Genomic DNA, 16,019 nt, shown 5'->3' on the forward strand with positions numbered 1-16,019 from the left:
TCAGCGACCGTCGCGCAGACGGCTGTGGCGGTAACCGTAGCCGAAATAGACCACCAGCCCGACCAGCGTCCACACTCCCATCAACATCCAGTTGTGCAGGGTCATCGCCGACAGCAGGGCCAGGCAGCTCAACACGCCGGCGCTGCAGATCAGCCAAGCCACCGGCATGCGAAACGGACGCGGCAGTTCCGGGTGGGTACGGCGCAGGATCAGCACGCCGGCGCACACCGCGGCGAAGGCGATCAGCGTGCCCATCGAGGTCAGCTCGCCCAGCACATCCAGCGGGAACACTGCCGCCAGCAGGGCGATGCCCACGCCGGTGATCACGGTATTGACGTGCGGGGTGCGGTACTTGGGGTGGATGCGGGTGAAGATCGACGGCAGCAGCCCGTCGCGCGCGATGATCATGAAGATGCGCGGCTGGCCGATGATCATCACCAGCACCACCGACGACAGCCCGATCAGCGCGCCGACTTCCACCACCACGCGCAACCAGGCCAGCTGCGGATGCGCCGCCACCGCGGTCACCACCGGCTCGTCGGTGCCGAGCAGGGTGTAGGGCACCAGGCCGGTCATCACCGCCGCCATGGCGATGTAGAGCACGGTGCAGATGACCAGCGACAGGATCATGCCGATCGGCAGGTCGCGTTGCGGGCGGTGCGATTCCTGTGCCGCCACCGACACCGCCTCGAAGCCGATATAGGCGAAGAACACCATCGCCGCGCCGCGCAGCACGCCTTCCATGCCGTATTTGCCCGGACCTTCGTTGGCCGGAATGAACGGGTGCCAGTTGGCGGTATCCACGTACTTCCAGCCCACCGCGATCACCAGCAGGATCAGCCCGGTCTTGAGGATCACCATCGCCATGTTCATCGCCGACGACTTGCGGATGCCCACGTAGCACAGCCAGGTCAGCAGCAGCACGATACCGGCGGCAGGCAGGTTGGCGATCGCGCCGGTGCGCTGCAGCTTGCCGTCCAGCGGCGCGCTGACCAGGGCGGCCGGCAGGTGGATGTTGAAATGCTCCAGCAGGCTGAGGAAATAGCCGGTCCAGCTGACCGCTACCGCCGAGGCGGACACGCCGTACTCCAGCACCAGCATCCAGCCGATGAACCAGGCCGCCAGTTCGCCGAAGGTGGCGTAGGTATAGGTGTAGGCGCTGCCGGACACTGGCACCATCGCCGCGAACTCGGCGTAGGCCATTGCGCAGAACGCGCAGCACACCGCGGCCAGCACGAACGACAGCATGATCGCCGGGCCGGCATGGTCGGCCGCGGCCTGGCCGGTGATGACGAAGATGCCGCCGCCGATCACCGCCCCGATGCCCAGGGCGGTCAGCCCCCACGGCCCGAGTGCGCGTTGCAGGCCCAGCCCGTCGGCCGCCTCGTGGCTGGCGTGCGGGTGCTTGGTGGCCCAGAGTTGCTTGAACATGCAGCGGTTCCTGTTGAATCCCTGCACATGGCGGTGCGGGCGTGTGCGAGATGTGCGGGCTGTTGCGAGGGACTCGTGTCGTCAAATCCCCGCACACGGATGTGCGGGCTCTTGCGAGGGACTCGCAATCAAACCTTGCGGGCCAGCCGGCTATGGCGAATGCCATAACCGAAATAGATGACCAGGCCGATCATGGTCCAGCCCACGAACACCTTCCAGTGTTCCTGGAAGGCCTGGAAGAACAGGAACAGGCAGGCCAGCGCGCCCAGCGGGCAGATCAGCATCGCCAGCGGCACCCGGAACGGGCGCGGCAGATCCGGCTTGGTGAAACGCAGCACCATCACCCCGGCGCACACGGTGGCGAAGGCGAGCAGGGTGCCCATCGACACCAGTTCGCCCAGCACGCTGAGCGGGATCAACCCTGCCAGCAGCGCCGCGACCACGCCGACGAAGATCGTCCCGACATAGGGGGTATGGAACTTCGGATGCACCTTGCCGAACAGTCGGGGCATCAACCCATCCTTGGCCATGGTGTAGAAGATGCGCGGCTGCGCCATCAGCATCACCAGCACCACCGAGGACAGGCCGGCGATCGCGCCGATCTCCACCGCGGTCTTGAGCCAGGTCAGCTGCGGGTGCGCTTCCAGCGCAGTGGCCACCGGCTTGGCGGTGCCGAGCTGGGTATAGGGCAGCAGGCCGGTCAACACCGCGCAGACGATGATGTAGATGACGGTGCAGACCGCCAGCGACACCAGAATGCCGATCGGCATGTTCTTCTGCGGATCCTTGGTCTCGCCGGCGGAGGTGGAGACCGCGTCAAAGCCGATATACGAGAAGAACACGATGGAGGCGGCGCGGAACACGCCGTCCCAGCCGAACTGGCCCGGCCCGGTGTTCTCCGGGATGAAGGGATGCCAGTTGGCCGGGTCGATGTAGGCGATACCGAAGCCGACGAACAGGCAGATCACCACCACCTTGATCGCCACCACGATGGCGTTGGCGAACGCCGACTGGGTGACGCCCACGTAGCACAGCATGCTCACCGCAGCCACGATCAGCACGGCCGGCAGGTTGATGAGGTTGCCGGAGCTGACAAAGTTGTGGCCGTCCCAGGCCAGTGGCGCGCCGGCCAGCTCGGCCGGGAACGGCAATCCAAGCGTGCCGGTCAGGAAACTGATCAGGTAGGCGGACCAGCCGACCGCAACGCTGGAGCCGGCGAACAGGTATTCCAGCACCAGGCACCAGCCGATGAACCAGGCGATGCCCTCGCCGAGGGTGGCATATGAATACGAGTAGGCGCTGCCAGAGACCGGCATCATCGCCGCGAACTCCGCGTAGCACAGGCCGGCGAACGCACAGGCGATGCCGGCGAATACGAAGGACAGCATCACCGCCGGGCCAGCATGGTTGGCAGCGGCCTGGCCGGTCAACACGAAGATGCCGGCGCCGATCACCGCACCGATTCCCAACATGATCAGGTGCTTGGCGGTCAGGGTGCGTTGCAGGGTGGCTTCGCCTTGCAGGCTGCCTTCGACCGGTTCGCCCCCGTCGACATGTCCAGCGGGCTCGATCGGTTTGACCCTCAACAGAGACTTCAGCATTCGGTACATCCCTAAGTGGCAACTAAGGCGCGCGCGCCTGGGCGAAGGTGGTGCGCCGCGTCCCGGTGGGACAGGCAAGCGGCCTACCTTGCCAAAGCTACACGCTCACGACAAGCGCGTACGCAGCATGAATGGCGATAATGGCCGCCTGGCCCGCAACGGGCGACCGGGAAACGACAGATGGTGGATGCAACCCTGCAACAGCGATTGGCCGACTACCGCGCACGCTGGCCGGACGAATCGGAGCTGGCCGAGCAGTTCGCTCAGCTGCTGGACGATGCCACCAACCCGTTCCTGCGCGAGCGTGTCGAAGGTCATTTCACCGGCTCGGCGTGGGTGGTCAGCGCCGATGGCACGCGCACGTTGCTGACCCATCACCGCAAGCTGCAACGCTGGCTGCAGCTGGGCGGGCACGCCGACGGCGACCGCGACCTGGCGCAGGTGGCCTTGCGCGAGGCGCAGGAGGAGTCCGGATTGACCGGCTTGCGCCTGGCTGACGCGGCCATCTTCGACCTGGACCGGCACTGGATTCCCGCGCGCGGCGAGGTGGCCGGGCACTGGCATTACGACGCGCGCTATGTGGTGGTGGCTGGGGCGAACGAGGCATTCGAAGTCAGCGAGGAATCGCTGGCCCTGGCATGGCGCCCGGTCGCCGAGCTGCTTGCCGATCCGCAGCTGGATCCGTCGATGCGGCGCATGGCGGAGAAGTGGGTGGCGCGCGTGCGTTGAGCAGCTTGTCAAAGCCCCTTTTGTCGGGGCGATAAGGCACTGCTTGCGCGCCACTGGCTCGGGTGCCGCAAGCGCGGGCACGCCTGTTACTTGCCGGCTTCGGTGGGCGGCAGCAGCGCGGCCGGCGATCGGCTGCCCGGCTCGGTCAGACATCCTGTCTGACTCGCCGCCGCGGCACATCCGTGTGCCGCTCTCCGCCAATCCCCGGCCACGCTGCTGCCTCGGCCATTCGCTGTCATGGCCTTGGAAGCAGTGGGTGAGTGATGAGACGCCTTTTCGTGCTCAGGTCTGCGAAAGCCCCTCTCCCGTCGAGACGAGCAGGCACAGCTTGCGCGCCACAAGCGCGGCCTGGCCTGTCGCTTAGCGGCTTCGGTGGGCGGCAGCATCGCGGCCGGCGATCGGCTGCTCGGCTCGGTCAGACATCCTGTCTGACTCGCCACCGCGGCACATCCCTGTGCCGCTCTCCGCCAATCCCCGGCCACGCTGCTGCCTCGGCCATTGGCTGTCGTGGCCTTGGAAGCGATGGGTGAGTGATGAAACGTTGTTTCATGCTCAGGTCTGCGAAAGCCCCTCTCCTGTCGGGGCGAGCAGGCACAGCTTGCGCTCCGCCTTTGATCGCCCGCGCCGCAAGCGCGGGAGGGCCGCGGAGCGGAGGTTCGGGGTGAGGGAACGGGTGGCTAGAGTTCTCGAGTCACCCGTACCCTCATCCGGCCCTTCGGGCCACCTTCTCCCGATGGGAGAAGGAAAGGCTGCGCAGTTTTGTGCTGGCTTCCTTATTGGCGCGGGGCGACGCGTTTGCCATGGCAGACGCGCCGAAGTTGGCCGCAGCGCCCCTCATCCGGCCCTTCGGGTCACCTTCTCCCGTTGGGAGAAGGGATCACCTCGGTACAAAGTCCGCTCAGTACAGAATGCGCGTTCGCAAGGTCCCTTCGATCAAGGCCAGGCCTTCCTTCAACGCGGTGGCCTGCGCCTCGCTGGCGCTGACGTCGATCACCACGTAGCCCACCTTGGGATCGGTGCGCAGGAACTGGCCGTCGATGTTGACGTTGTGGCGCGAGAACAGTTCGTTGATCTTGGACAGCACGCCGGGCACATTGCGGTGGATATGCAGCAGACGCAGGCTGTCGGGGTGCTCGGGCAGGGTGACTTCGGGGAAGTTCACCGCCGACAGGGTGCTGCCGTTGTCGCTGTAGCGCACCAGCTTGGCGGCCACTTCGACGCCGATATTGTCCTGCGCTTCCAGCGTGCTGCCACCCACGTGCGGGGTCAGGATCACGTTGTCGTGTGCGGTCAACTTTGATTCGAACGCATCGCCATTGCCCTTGGGCTCGATCGGGAACACGTCCACCGCCGCGCCGCCAATCTGGCCCGAGCTCAGCGCCGCGTCCAGTGCGTCGATGTCGATCACGGTACCGCGCGAGGCATTGATCAGATGCGCGCCGTGCTTCATGCGCGCGATTTCCGCTGCGCCGATCATGTCCTTGGTCGACGGCGTCTCCGGCACATGCAGGGTCACCACATCCGAGCGTGCCAGCAGGTCGTCCAGATCGATCGCCGCACGCGCGTTGCCCAGCGACAGCTTGGTTTCGATGTCGTGGAAGATCACCTGCATGCCCAGCGACTCGGCCAGTACGCCGACCTGGGTGCCGATATGCCCGTAACCGACGATGCCCAGCACCTTGCCGCGAGTTTCGTGGCTGCCGGCGGCCGACTTTGACCACCCACCGCGATGGCAGTCGGCGTTCTTCTGCGGGATGCCGCGCAACAGCAGGATCGCCTCGGCGATGACCAGCTCGGCCACGCTGCGGGTATTGGAGTAGGGCGCGTTGAACACCGGGATGCCGGCCAGCTCGGCCGCGTCCAGATCGACCTGGTTGGTGCCGATGCAGAAGCAGCCCACTGCGATCAGCCGCTTGGCATGCGCCAGCACCTCGGCGCTCAACTGCGTGCGCGAGCGGATGCCGACGATATGCGCCTCGGCGATGCGCGCGATGAGCTCGTCTTCCGGCAACGACTTGGCGTGCAGTTCGATCTGCGAATAACCGGCGGCGCGGAACACATCCACGGCCGTCTGGCTGATGCCTTCCAGTAACAGGACGCGGATGTCCTGCTTGGGAAACGAGGTTCTCTTCGGCGACATGGGGGAGCGCATTGCAGCAATCGGGTCGGCAACTATGCCAGATGGGCCGCGCGATGGGGCGCCCGCAACGCAGTGTTTGCGCAGGCTAAGTCCTTGCGGTGCAACGGTTTCAGCTGAATCCAACGCCGTGGCGGCGCCACGCCGTGCAACTGGACGCGCCTGGCGCGCACTGGCACGCTGTGCGGTTCCTACCGCAGCGCCGTGTGCCATGACCGATCCCCGCATCCTTTCGTTGCAACAGGCCGTGCCCGCGTTGCGTTTGAAGACCGAGCCGGCCGACCTGGAACACTACGGCCGCGACTGGACGCGGCGCTGGACGCCCAACCCGCTGGCGATCGCCTTGCCTGGTGCGGTGGACGAGGTGCAGGCGGTGCTGCGCTGGGCCAATGCGAACGCGGTTGCGGTGGTGCCTTCGGGCGGGCGCACCGGCTTGTCCGGCGGTGCTGTGGCTGCCAACGGCGAGCTGGTGCTGAGCCTGGAGCGCCTGAACAAGTCGCTGGAGTTCAATGCGGTGGATCGCACGCTCACCGTCCAGGCCGGCATGCCGCTGGAAGCGGTGCACAACGCCGCGCGCGAGCATGGGCTGGTGTATCCGGTGGATTTCGCCGCGCGGGGCTCGTGTTCGATCGGCGGCAATATCGCCACCAATGCCGGCGGCATCCGCGTGATCCGCTACGGCAATACCCGCGACTGGGTGGCCGGCCTGAAGGTGGTCACCGGTGCCGGCGAACTGCTGGAGCTCAACAACGCGCTGGTGAAGAATTCCAGCGGCTACGATTTCCGCCATCTGATGATCGGCTCCGAGGGCACGCTCGGCGTGGTGGTCGAAGCGACATTGCGACTGACCGACCCGCCGCCGCCCAGCAACGTGATGCTGCTGGCGCTGCCTTCGTTCGAGGTGTTGATGCAGGTGTTTGCCGCGTTCCGCGCGCAGCTGCGGCTGGAGGCATTCGAGTTCTTCACCGACCGCGCGCTCGAACACGTGCTGGCGCACGGCGCGCAGGCGCCATTTGCGCAGGTGCATCCGTATTACGTGGTCACCGAATTCGCTGCTGGCGACGAGGCGCAGGAAGCCGCAGCGATGGCGGCATTCGAGACCTGCATGGAGCAGGGCTGGGTCAGCGACGGGGTGATCAGCCAGAGCGATGCGCAGGCCGCGCAACTGTGGCGGCTGCGCGAAGGCATCACCGAAGCGCTGGCGCGCTACACGCCGTACAAGAACGACGTGTCGGTGCGCATCTCGGCGATGCCGGCGTTCCTGGCCGAAACCCATGCGTTGCTGCACGATGCGTATCCGCATTTCGATGTGGTGTGGTTCGGCCATATCGGCGACGGCAACCTGCATATCAACGTGCTCAAGCCCGATGGCACCAGCCAGGCCGATTTCGTGGCGGCCTGCGATCAGGTGACCAAGTTGCTGGCGCAGGCCTTGCAGCGTTTTGGCGGCAGCATCTCTGCCGAACACGGCATCGGCCTGGTCAAGAAGGCCTATCTGTGGAGCACGCGCTCGGCCGAGGAGATCGCCTTGATGCGCGGGATCAAACATGTGCTCGATCCTCATCTTTTGCTGAATCCCGGCAAGCTGTTCGAGATGGACGACGCGCCTGCCGCCACGCGTGCCGGTTAGTCTTTCACCACCTTCACATGGAATCGATACGCCAATGATGCGCTCCCTCGTGTTTTGCGCTTTGACGCTGCTGCCGCTGGCGGCCTTCGCATCCAGCCTGGCCGGAACCTCGGCGGGTGCATCGTCGGCCGGTTCGTCCAATTCCTCCGGCAGCAGTTCCGGCGACGACAAGGTGGTGGCCGACGCACGCGAAGATGCCGCCGGCTTCGTCGCCAGCGATGGCGCGATCCGCGGGGCGCGGCTGGAAGCGGCGCTGCTGCAGTTGCGTAGCCGTAGCGATGCGGCGCGGCTGTCCAGCGACCTGGAGCTGGCGCAGTCCATCCTGGCCCAGTGAGTTTTCCTCGCCGGTGCTGGTGGCTGTGGCTGGCCGCAGCGATCGCACCGGCGGCGCAGGCCGAATTACGCATCGATGTCGATCCGCAGGGCCTGTCTGCGGCGCAGATCGATGCCACGCACGCATTGGTGGAACAGGTGGCGCAGCGTCTGCCGCCGGCCTGGATGCAGCGCATCGACGCACCGATCCAGCTGCAGTGGCGCACGGATTTGCCGGCACACGTGCATGGCCGCGCGATCGGCCGCCGCATCCTGCTCGATCGTGACCTGCTGGATGCCTGGAGCGTGCAGGCGACAGCTGCGCAGACCGACCCCGAGGCACCGGCCACGCGCGCGGCAATGGCCGCCGTGGTGCATGAACTGGCGCATGTGCTGGACCGCGGTGCGCACGGCGGCCTGTCGCGCGACCCGCGGCTGCGCGATCTGGCCGGCTGGCAGGTGCGTCCCTGGCGGATCGGGCGTGGCGCAAACCGGTTCAGCGATCGCAGCCCCGACGATTACGAGCGGCGCAGCCCAGCCGAATTCGTCGCGGTGAATCTCGAACACTACGTGCTCGATGCCGACTATCACTGCCGGCGTCCGGCGCTGGCGGCCTGGTTCGCCGAGCAGGTCGGTGGCATGCCCGGTGCAACGCATTGCGAGACGACGCTACCGTACCTGCAGGCCGACAACGATGCCGGCGCGATGTCGCTGCTGGCACTGGATCCAGCGCGTGTGTACGCGGTGGACTACCTGCTGGCCGAGGGCAATGCGCAGCCGATGAGCCGCTGGGGCCACAGCATGCTGCGTCTGGTGATCTGTGCCCCTGGCCGCGCGCCCGGTCCCGATTGCCGTCTGGATCTGCAGTATCACCGCGTGCTGTCGTTCCGCGCCTTCGTCGGCGATGTGCAGATTTCCAGCTGGCGCGGGCTGACCGGTTCGTATCCCTCGCGGCTGTTCGTATTGCCGTTGAATCAGGTCGTGGACGAATACACCAAGGTGGAGCTGCGCGCGCTGTCGTCGGTGCCGCTGACACTGGCGCCCGGGGAGATCGCCGCGCTGCTCGCACGCGCAGCGCAGGTGCATTGGAGTTACGACGGGCGCTACTACTTCGTCGGCAACAACTGCGCGGTGGAGACCTTCAAGCTCCTGCACGACGGCGTGCCGCGGCTGGCCGCGGCCCGGCTGTCGTCGATCACCCCGCGCGGCGTGAGGCAGCGCTTGCAGCGCGCCGGAATCGCCGACATGCAGGTGCTGGACGACCCTGCGCAGGCGATTCGCCAGGGCTATTACTTCGAGTCGGCGGCGGCGCATTACCAGACCATGTTCGAGGTGATCCGCCACGGCCTGCAGGTGCCGCAGACCAGCGTGGAGCAATGGCTGGACGCGCGCGCGGACGCGCGTGCGCAGTGGTTCGACCGCGGCGGTCTACGCGAGACGGCTGCAGCGTTGTTGCTGGAACAGGCTGCGTTGCGCCGCCAGGAGTTGCTGGCACGCGATGCGCTCAAGCGCCTGCTGACACCCGGCGCGGCCGCGCGTGACTCGGTGCAGGGTCAGCTGCAGTCGGTGTTCGCGCGGCAGGCCCGGCTCAGTCATCCGGCCACGCTGTTGGGCAGCGCCAGCTACGGACTGCCGCAAGCGGAAGAGCGGCAGGACCTGAGCGCGCGCGTGGCGCAGGAAACCGTCGTACTGGTCGACGGCTGGAAACAGCTGCAGGCGCTGGGGCGGCAGCAACTGCCGGCCGACATCCGCACTGGATTGGAGCAGGGCGAGGCGAATGTGCAGCGCCTGCGCGCACGCCTGCGCGAGCTAGCGCGCGGTGATGCGGCCGACGACAAACGCCTGCAGCGGTAAGTCCCAGTTCCCGGTGCTCCGGCCAGGGACGACGGCATTGCACCAGCCGGCACCTGTCACACCAGCCGGCGCACTTCAGCCAGCCGGTTGCAGATCCGCCTGCACCGAATACTTGCGTAGCCAGTCGCTGACCTGCGCGTTGTTGCGGTACTGCTGCATCAGCTTTGCAAGCCGTGCCGGTGCCGGCGTGCAGAATTGCGCGATCGCCACTTCGATCTCGTGGCGACGATCGGCGTCGTACGGGTCCTCGCCCGCGAAGTGCTCGCAGGTGTCGTAATCCTCCACCAGCGTGCGTACGTCCTCCGGCATGCCGCACAGGCCGGGCGGATGTTGCAGCCACTCCTCGTCCACCTTGGCATCGGTGCAGGCCACCGGCGCAGGTGCGGGCGTGGCTGTCGGCGCCGGGGCTGGTTGCGCCGTGCAGGCGCCCAGCAGCCCCAGCGTCACCACAACGACCAGCTTGCGCATCAGTCGGCGCGGCCCGCGAATTCGCCGGTGGTGGTGTTGACCAGCACGCGCTCACCGTTGGTGATGTACTCGGGCACCATGATTTCCAGGCCGGTATTGAGCTTGGCCGGCTTGGGCCGCTTGGTGGCGGTGCCGCCCTTGAGTTCGGGCGGGGTTTCGACCACTTCCAGCGTCACCGTCTGCGGCAGTTGCACGGCCACCGGCTGGTCGTCGATCACCTGCACGTAGATGCCGGTCAGCCCGTCGATGATGTAGCCGGCATCGGTGCCGATCACGTCCGCATCCAGCGTATACGGGGTGAAATCCTCGTCGTCCATGAACACGAACGCCTCGCCATCCTTGTACGAGAACGTCGACAGGCGACGCAGCAACTCCACTTCCGGCAGGTTGTCGTCGGCGTCGAAGCTGGCGTCCAGCTTGGCGCCACCGGGCACGCTGTACATGATGAAGCGGAAGCGCACGTTGCCACCGCGGCCCTGCGGCGAGCTGCGCTCGATGTCGCGGATCTGGTAGATGCCGCCGTTGTATTCGACGACGTTGCCTTTCTTGATGTCGTTAGCTTTCATGGAATGAGTCAGGGATTGGTGATTTGGGATGAGGGATTGGCAAAGCAGGACTGGAGCGGGCGGGCAGGGCAGTAGTGCTGTTACGAATCCCCAATCCCGACGCACCAATCCCTGCTACTTCGGCGCCAAGCGCACGCCGCCGTCCAGGCGAATCACGTCGCCGTTGAGGTAGCGATTGCGCAGGATGAAGGCGACGGTGTCGGCGTATTCGTCGGGTTGGCCCAGACGCGAGGGGAACGGGATCGCTGCGGCCAGCGATTGCTGCACCGCCTCGGGCATGCCGTCCACCATCGGGGTCCAGAACACGCCCGGTGCGATCGTCATCACGCGGATGCCGAAGCGCGCCAGCTCGCGCGCCATCGGCAAGGTCATGCCGACCACACCCCCCTTGCTGGCGGCATAGGCGGCCTGGCCGATCTGGCCTTCGTAGGCGGCCACCGACGCGGTGTTGATGATCACGCCGCGCTCGCCGTCGTCGCCGGCGCTGTTGTGCTGCATTACGTCGGCCGCGGCCTTGGCGACATTGAAGCTGCCGACCAGGTTGACCAGCACGGTGGTGCGGAAGGTCGCCAGCGGCATCGGCGCTTCCTTGCCGAGCACGCGGCCCGAGCCCAGGATGCCGGCGCAGTTCACCGCCAGGTTGAGCCCGCCCAGCGCCTGCGCGGCCTGCGCCACGTTGGCGGCGACCTGCGCTTCGTCGGTGACGTCGGTGGCGAAATACTGCGCGTTGCCGTCACCGAGCAGCGCCAGCGCCGCCTCGGCCTTGTCGGCGTTGACGTCGAACAGGGCGACCTTGCCGCCGTCGGCCACGATGCGCTGCGCCACGGCCAGGCCCAGGCCGGAAACGCCGCCGGTGACGATGGCAAGAACAGAAGAAGGCTGCATGCGGTGGTTCCTTGGAAATCCTGGAAGCCGGTGGATGCCGGCAGGCGAACGGGTGACGACGCAGCCGGCGATTCTAGCCGAAGCGTCCGTGTGACCGCCCTGGAAGATGTGCGGGTGCGGCAGCGTGCGGGACTGAAATCTCAGCCGGCCGCCGCCAAGGCCTTGCCGACCTTGCTGCCGGTCTCGCGGCCCAGTAACTGCGCCAGCCAGCGGCCGGTACGGGCGAGGGCAGGCAGGTCGATGCCGGTCGACATGCCCAGCCCATGCAGCAGATACACCACATCTTCGCTGGCCACATTGCCGCTGGCGCCCTTGGCGTAGGGGCAGCCGCCGGCACCGGACACCGCCGCATCGACCACGCGCACGCCTTGCTCCAGACAGGCGGCGATGTTGGCCAGCGCCTGGCCGTAGGTGTCGTGGAAGTGCACGGCCAATGCCGGCATCGGGACCGCCTGCGCAACCGCGGCCAGCATCTGGCGTGCCTTGGCCGGGGTGCCGACGCCGATGGTGTCGCCCAGCGAAATCTCGTAGCAGCCCAGTGCGTACAGCCGTTGCGCGACATCCACCACGTCGGCCACCGGCACCGCGCCCTGATACGGGCAGCCCAGTACGGTGGAGACATAACCGCGCACGCGCACGCCGTCGAGCGCGGCCTGTTCCAGGATCGGCCGAAAGCGCGCGATCGATTCGTCGATGCCGGCGTTGGTGTTGGTGCGATTGAAGGCCTCCGACGCCGCGGTGAACACCGCCACCTCCTGCACACCGGCGGCGCGTGCGCGCGCATAGCCCTGCAGGTTCGGCACCAGCACCGGATAGGCGATGCCCGGCGCCTGGGTGATGCCGGCAAACACCTCGGCCGCATCGGCCAGCTGCGGCACCCAGCGCGGGCTGACGAAGCTGGTCGCCTCGATGCTGCGCAGCCCGGTCGCGGAGAGTTGATCGATCAAGGCGATCTTGTCGGCGGTGGCGATCGGTGCCGCTTCATTCTGCAGGCCATCGCGCGGGCCGACCTCGACAATGCGGACGAAGTCGCTCACGCCGCGCCCTCCGGCACCCAGGCCGGGCTGCGCTTGTCGAGGAAGGCGCCCAGGCCTTCCTGGCCTTCCGGGGAAACGCGCAGGCGCGCGATCCACGCGGCATTGGCAGCGTCGATGGCGTCGCGGTCGATCGGTGGCAGCACCGCGCGCACCAGCGCCTTGGCGCTGGCCGCGGCCAATGGGGCAGCCGCCAGCAACAGGCGGACCTGGCGCTCCACCGCGATATCCAGTTGGTCGGCGGCGACCAGTTGATGCAACAGGCCCAGCAGCTGCGCGGTGGCCGCATCGAAGATCTCGGCAGTGGCGAACCAGCGCCGTGCCTGGCGCGCGCCGATCGCGGCGATCACATACGGTGAAATCACCGCCGGCAGCAGGCCGAGCTTGCTCTCGGTCAGCCCGAAGCGCGCCTCGGTGCAGCCGATGGCGATATCACAGCACGCCACCAGGCCCACGCCGCCGCCGAACGCCGCGCCGTTGACGCGCGCGATGGTCGGCTTGGGCAACTCGTCCAGCGTGCGCATCAGGCGCGCCAGGGCGAGTGCATCGGCCGCGTTTTCGGCCTCGCTGGCACCGGCCATGCCGCGCATCCAGTTCAGGTCGGCGCCCGCGGAGAACGCAGCGCCGGCACCGGTGATCACGACGACGCGGATCTGCGCTGCCCGGCCGGCCTGCTGCAAGGCGTCGGTGAGCGCGCCGATCAAGGTCGCATCGAAGGCGTTGTGCACCGCTGGGCGGTTCAGTCGCAACGTGCGGACCGCTCCCTGGTCCTCCACGATCAAGCCGGTGTCCTGCATTGCGTCAACGTCCATGAATGGGATGCGAACCATGATAGCGGCACGGGTCGGCTGAGCCATGACGCGGTGCGTCGATGCTAGAATTGAGAACCATTCCTAACAATCAGGCCGTCTTTGTGACGCTGTCCGACATGCCCTTGCATCGCGCCGCCATCGTGGATTCCGTGGAGGATCGCCTCCCCAACGACACGATCGCCCGGCGTCTGCGCGAACTGGGTTTTGTCGCCGGCGAAGAAGTCACGGTGCTGGCGACCGGGCCGGTCGGGCGCGAACCGCTGCTGGTACAGGTCGGTTACACCCGGTTCGCCCTGCGCCGCAGCGAGGCCGCACGCGTGCAGGTGCGCGTCGATGGAGCACAGGCATGAGCGCGGCGAGCGTCCCGTTGCGGCTGGCGCTGGTGGGCAATCCCAACAGCGGCAAGACCGCACTGTTCAATCAGCTGACCGGCAGCCGGCAGAAGGTCGCCAACTACACCGGCGTCACCGTCGAACGCAAGGAAGGGCAGTTCCGTGCGCCATCCGGGCGCGACTTCGCGGTGCTGGATCTGCCCGGCGCCTATAGCCTGCAGCCGGCCAGCCTGGACGAGGCGATCACCCGCGACCTGTGCCGTGGCTTCTATCCCGGCGAACCGGCACCGGACGTGCTGGTCTGCGTGATGGATGCGACCAACCTGCGCCTGCACCTGCGCTTTGCGCTGGAGCTGCGCGAGCTGGGCCGGCCGATGATCGTGGCCTTGAACATGGTCGACGCCGCGCAACGACGCGGCATCGTCATCGACCTGCCGGCGCTGGAACAGGCGCTCGGGGTGCCCGTGGTGGAAACCGTGGCGGTGCGCCGCGGCGGTGCCAAGGCGCTGGTCGAGCGGCTCGATACACAGGCCGCGCGCCTGGCGGCACCGAGCGCCACGCCGCCTGCCGATGGCAACTACCATGCGCAGGTGCGACAGATCCTGAGTGCGGCTGTGACCATGCCGACGCGGACCTCGCGGGTGGACGATGCGCTGGACCGCTGGCTGCTGCATCCGCTCTGGGGCCTGGTCACGCTGGCGGTCGTGATGTTCCTGATCTTCCAGGCGGTGTATGCCTGGGCCACGCCGGTGATGGACCTGATCGACGGCGGCACCTCGGCACTGGGCGAGTGGGTCGGCGCCACCTTGCCGGAAGGCCCGCTCAACAGCCTGCTCAAGGACGGCATCATCGCCGGCCTGGGCGGGGTGGTGATCTTCCTGCCGCAGATTTTGATCCTGTTCGCCTTCATCCTGGCGCTGGAGGAGTCCGGCTACCTGCCGCGCGCGGCCTTCCTGCTCGACCGCATGATGTCTGCCGCCGGCTTGTCCGGGCGCTCGTTCATTCCGTTGCTGTCGAGCTTTGCCTGCGCGGTGCCGGGCATCATGTCCACACGCAGCATCCAGGACCCGCGCGACCGGCTCGCCACCATCATGGTCGCGCCATTGATGACGTGCTCGGCGCGCCTGCCGGTGTATGCCTTGCTGATCGGCGCCTTCATCCCGCAGAAGACCGTGTGGGGCATCTTCAACCAGCAGGGCCTGATTCTGTTCGGTTTGTATGCCGCGGCCATCGTCAGCGCGCTGCTGGTGTCGTGGACGATGAAGAAGTGGCGCCGCGACAAGAGCGAGCATCCACTGATGCTGGAGCTGCCGTCGTACCGCCTGCCGCATCTGCCCGACCTGGCGCTGGGGCTGTGGGAGCGTGCGCTGATCTTCCTCAAGCGCGTCGGCGGCATCATTCTGGCCCTGACCATCCTGCTGTGGTTCCTGCTGTCGTTCCCGGCCGCGCCGGCCGACGCCACCTTGCCGGCGATCGATTACAGCTTCGCCGGGCGCATCGGCCATGCGATGGCGGTCTTCTTCGCGCCGCTGGGCTTCAACTGGCAGATCTGCATCGCGCTGATTCCGGGCCTGGCCGCGCGCGAAGTGGCGGTGGCCTCGCTGGCGACCGTGTACGCGCTGTCGGCGGCCGACGACGATGCCGCCGCGCAGGCCTTGTCGCCGCTGATCAGTGATGGCTGGTCGCTGGCCACCGCGCTGTCGCTGCTGGTCTGGTACATCTACGCGCCGATGTGCATCTCCACGCTGGCCACGATCAAGCGCGAAACCAACTCGTGGAAGCAGATGACGGTCAGCGCGGTGTACCTGTTCGCGCTGGCCTACCTGGCCTCGCTGGTGACCTACCAGCTGGCCGTGCTGCTGGGAGCCGGCTGAAGTGGATCTGTCGCTTACGCTGCAATACGTTGTCATCGCGCTGGCGGTGTTGCTCAGCCTGTGGGTGGTGATGAAGAAGCAATTTCCCGGCACGCTGCGGCGTCTGCGCGGCGCAGTGGCGATCGGCCTGCTGCGCGATGGGCGGCCTGCGTGGATGCGGGCGCTGGGCCGCCGCGTGGCGCCGCCGGCCGCGCAGAACGCCGCGGCCTGCGGTGGCTGCGACAGCTGCGGTCCGACCCCGCCACGTCGTCACTGACGCACCGCAGTTCTTCGGTAGCGCCACCGCAACCCAGGCGTGTGTCGTGACGCGTGGCGATGGTTGGCGCAGCGGCGATACCGCCACTGGACTGGTTG

At 67.2% G+C, this 16,019-nt stretch carries 15 protein-coding genes; 7 read left to right on the plus strand and 8 right to left on the minus strand.

Going from position 1 to position 16,019, the window contains the following annotated elements:
• Positions 1–1,431 (minus strand): amino acid permease, encoded by a 1,431-nt coding sequence (locus tag DYQ94_RS12890; RefSeq protein ID WP_016904398.1) that lies wholly within the window; start codon positions 1,429–1,431, stop codon positions 1–3.
• A gap of 128 nt (positions 1,432–1,559) precedes the next feature.
• Entirely contained in the window at positions 1,560–3,032 is a 1,473-nt protein-coding gene (locus tag DYQ94_RS12895) for an amino acid permease (RefSeq protein WP_024937736.1), read from the minus strand.
• A gap of 180 nt (positions 3,033–3,212) precedes the next feature.
• Here DYQ94_RS12895 and DYQ94_RS12900 point away from each other — a divergent pair, with 180 nt between their 5' ends.
• Positions 3,213–3,761: an NUDIX hydrolase gene (locus tag DYQ94_RS12900; protein ID WP_126966349.1), complete on the plus strand. Its 549-nt coding sequence runs from the start codon at positions 3,213–3,215 to the stop codon at positions 3,759–3,761.
• Positions 3,762–4,659: 898 nt separating this feature from the next.
• On the opposite strand, the gene serA is transcribed toward DYQ94_RS12900, so the two are convergent.
• Positions 4,660–5,901, minus strand: coding sequence for a phosphoglycerate dehydrogenase (serA, locus tag DYQ94_RS12905; RefSeq protein WP_126966347.1), 1,242 nt, complete (start codon positions 5,899–5,901; stop codon positions 4,660–4,662).
• A 208-nt stretch (positions 5,902–6,109) separates the two neighbouring features.
• Here serA and DYQ94_RS12910 point away from each other — a divergent pair, with 208 nt between their 5' ends.
• The 3 genes from DYQ94_RS12910 to DYQ94_RS12920 are packed head-to-tail and all read left to right on the plus strand — an operon-like array spanning position 6,110 to position 9,694.
• Complete coding sequence (locus tag DYQ94_RS12910; protein WP_126966346.1) at positions 6,110–7,528, plus strand: D-2-hydroxyglutarate dehydrogenase; 1,419 nt, start codon at positions 6,110–6,112, stop codon at positions 7,526–7,528.
• 34 nt (positions 7,529–7,562) lie between these two features.
• The gene (locus tag DYQ94_RS12915; RefSeq protein ID WP_024937732.1) at positions 7,563–7,862 is read left to right on the plus strand and encodes a DUF2388 domain-containing protein; all 300 of its coding nucleotides are present in this window, start codon (positions 7,563–7,565) and stop codon (positions 7,860–7,862) included.
• Entirely contained in the window at positions 7,859–9,694 is a 1,836-nt protein-coding gene (locus DYQ94_RS12920) for a DUF7844 domain-containing protein (RefSeq protein ID WP_126966345.1), read from the plus strand. Before DYQ94_RS12915 ends, DYQ94_RS12920 begins: the two co-directional genes overlap by 4 nt.
• 75 nt (positions 9,695–9,769) lie before the next feature.
• Here the strand turns inward: DYQ94_RS12920 and DYQ94_RS12925 are convergent, their stop codons facing one another.
• The 5 genes from DYQ94_RS12925 to DYQ94_RS12945 form a co-directional block, all read right to left on the minus strand.
• A complete protein-coding gene (locus DYQ94_RS12925) occupies positions 9,770–10,162 on the minus strand; it encodes a hypothetical protein (RefSeq protein ID WP_024937731.1) in 393 nt (130 codons plus the stop codon).
• On the minus strand, positions 10,162–10,728 hold the full coding sequence (gene yeiP, locus DYQ94_RS12930; protein WP_016904354.1) for an elongation factor P-like protein YeiP: 567 nt from the start codon (positions 10,726–10,728) through the stop codon (positions 10,162–10,164). Before yeiP ends, DYQ94_RS12925 begins: the two co-directional genes overlap by 1 nt.
• Positions 10,729–10,842: 114 nt before the next feature.
• Positions 10,843–11,613, minus strand: a complete 771-nt coding sequence (locus DYQ94_RS12935; RefSeq protein ID WP_039527531.1) for an SDR family oxidoreductase — start codon at positions 11,611–11,613, stop codon at positions 10,843–10,845.
• Positions 11,614–11,753: 140 nt separating this feature from the next.
• Positions 11,754–12,650, minus strand: coding sequence for a hydroxymethylglutaryl-CoA lyase (locus tag DYQ94_RS12940; RefSeq protein ID WP_126966344.1), 897 nt, complete (start codon positions 12,648–12,650; stop codon positions 11,754–11,756).
• The gene (locus DYQ94_RS12945; RefSeq protein WP_126966417.1) at positions 12,647–13,444 is read right to left on the minus strand and encodes an enoyl-CoA hydratase-related protein; all 798 of its coding nucleotides are present in this window, start codon (positions 13,442–13,444) and stop codon (positions 12,647–12,649) included. The genes DYQ94_RS12940 and DYQ94_RS12945 overlap by 4 nt, the downstream gene beginning before the upstream one ends.
• A 116-nt stretch (positions 13,445–13,560) precedes the next feature.
• Here DYQ94_RS12945 and DYQ94_RS12950 point away from each other — a divergent pair, with 116 nt between their 5' ends.
• From DYQ94_RS12950 to DYQ94_RS12960, 3 genes are read left to right on the plus strand one after another with little or no spacing between them, the layout of a single operon-like run.
• Positions 13,561–13,809: a FeoA family protein gene (locus tag DYQ94_RS12950; protein ID WP_016904358.1), complete on the plus strand. Its 249-nt coding sequence runs from the start codon at positions 13,561–13,563 to the stop codon at positions 13,807–13,809.
• The gene (gene feoB / locus DYQ94_RS12955; protein ID WP_126966343.1) at positions 13,806–15,665 is read left to right on the plus strand and encodes a ferrous iron transporter B; all 1,860 of its coding nucleotides are present in this window, start codon (positions 13,806–13,808) and stop codon (positions 15,663–15,665) included. Before DYQ94_RS12950 ends, feoB begins: the two co-directional genes overlap by 4 nt.
• Position 15,666: 1 nt before the next feature.
• Positions 15,667–15,921: a DUF6587 family protein gene (locus DYQ94_RS12960; RefSeq protein ID WP_016904924.1), complete on the plus strand. Its 255-nt coding sequence runs from the start codon at positions 15,667–15,669 to the stop codon at positions 15,919–15,921.
• The last annotated feature ends 98 nt before the right edge of the window (positions 15,922–16,019 follow it).

It is taken from the genome of Xanthomonas sp. LMG 8993 (genome assembly GCF_009835065.2).
GTDB classification, from domain to species: domain Bacteria; phylum Pseudomonadota; class Gammaproteobacteria; order Xanthomonadales; family Xanthomonadaceae; genus Xanthomonas; species Xanthomonas arboricola.

Bases quoted from the DNA above. Each gene is read 5' to 3' on its own strand.
- DYQ94_RS12890 (WP_016904398.1), bottom strand. From the start codon at position 1,431: ATGTTCAAGCAACTCTGGGCCACCAAGCACCCGCACGCCAGCCACGAG.
- DYQ94_RS12895 (WP_024937736.1), bottom strand. From the start codon at position 3,032: ATGCTGAAGTCTCTGTTGAGGGTCAAACCGATCGAGCCCGCTGGACAT.
- DYQ94_RS12900 (WP_126966349.1), top strand. From the start codon at position 3,213: ATGGTGGATGCAACCCTGCAACAGCGATTGGCCGACTACCGCGCACGC.
- serA (WP_126966347.1), bottom strand. From the start codon at position 5,901: ATGTCGCCGAAGAGAACCTCGTTTCCCAAGCAGGACATCCGCGTCCTG.
- DYQ94_RS12910 (WP_126966346.1), top strand. From the start codon at position 6,110: ATGACCGATCCCCGCATCCTTTCGTTGCAACAGGCCGTGCCCGCGTTG.
- DYQ94_RS12915 (WP_024937732.1), top strand. From the start codon at position 7,563: ATGATGCGCTCCCTCGTGTTTTGCGCTTTGACGCTGCTGCCGCTGGCG.
- DYQ94_RS12925 (WP_024937731.1), bottom strand. From the start codon at position 10,162: ATGCGCAAGCTGGTCGTTGTGGTGACGCTGGGGCTGCTGGGCGCCTGC.
- yeiP (WP_016904354.1), bottom strand. From the start codon at position 10,728: ATGAAAGCTAACGACATCAAGAAAGGCAACGTCGTCGAATACAACGGC.
- DYQ94_RS12935 (WP_039527531.1), bottom strand. From the start codon at position 11,613: ATGCAGCCTTCTTCTGTTCTTGCCATCGTCACCGGCGGCGTTTCCGGC.
- DYQ94_RS12945 (WP_126966417.1), bottom strand. From the start codon at position 13,444: ATGCAGGACACCGGCTTGATCGTGGAGGACCAGGGAGCGGTCCGCACG.
- feoB (WP_126966343.1), top strand. From the start codon at position 13,806: ATGAGCGCGGCGAGCGTCCCGTTGCGGCTGGCGCTGGTGGGCAATCCC.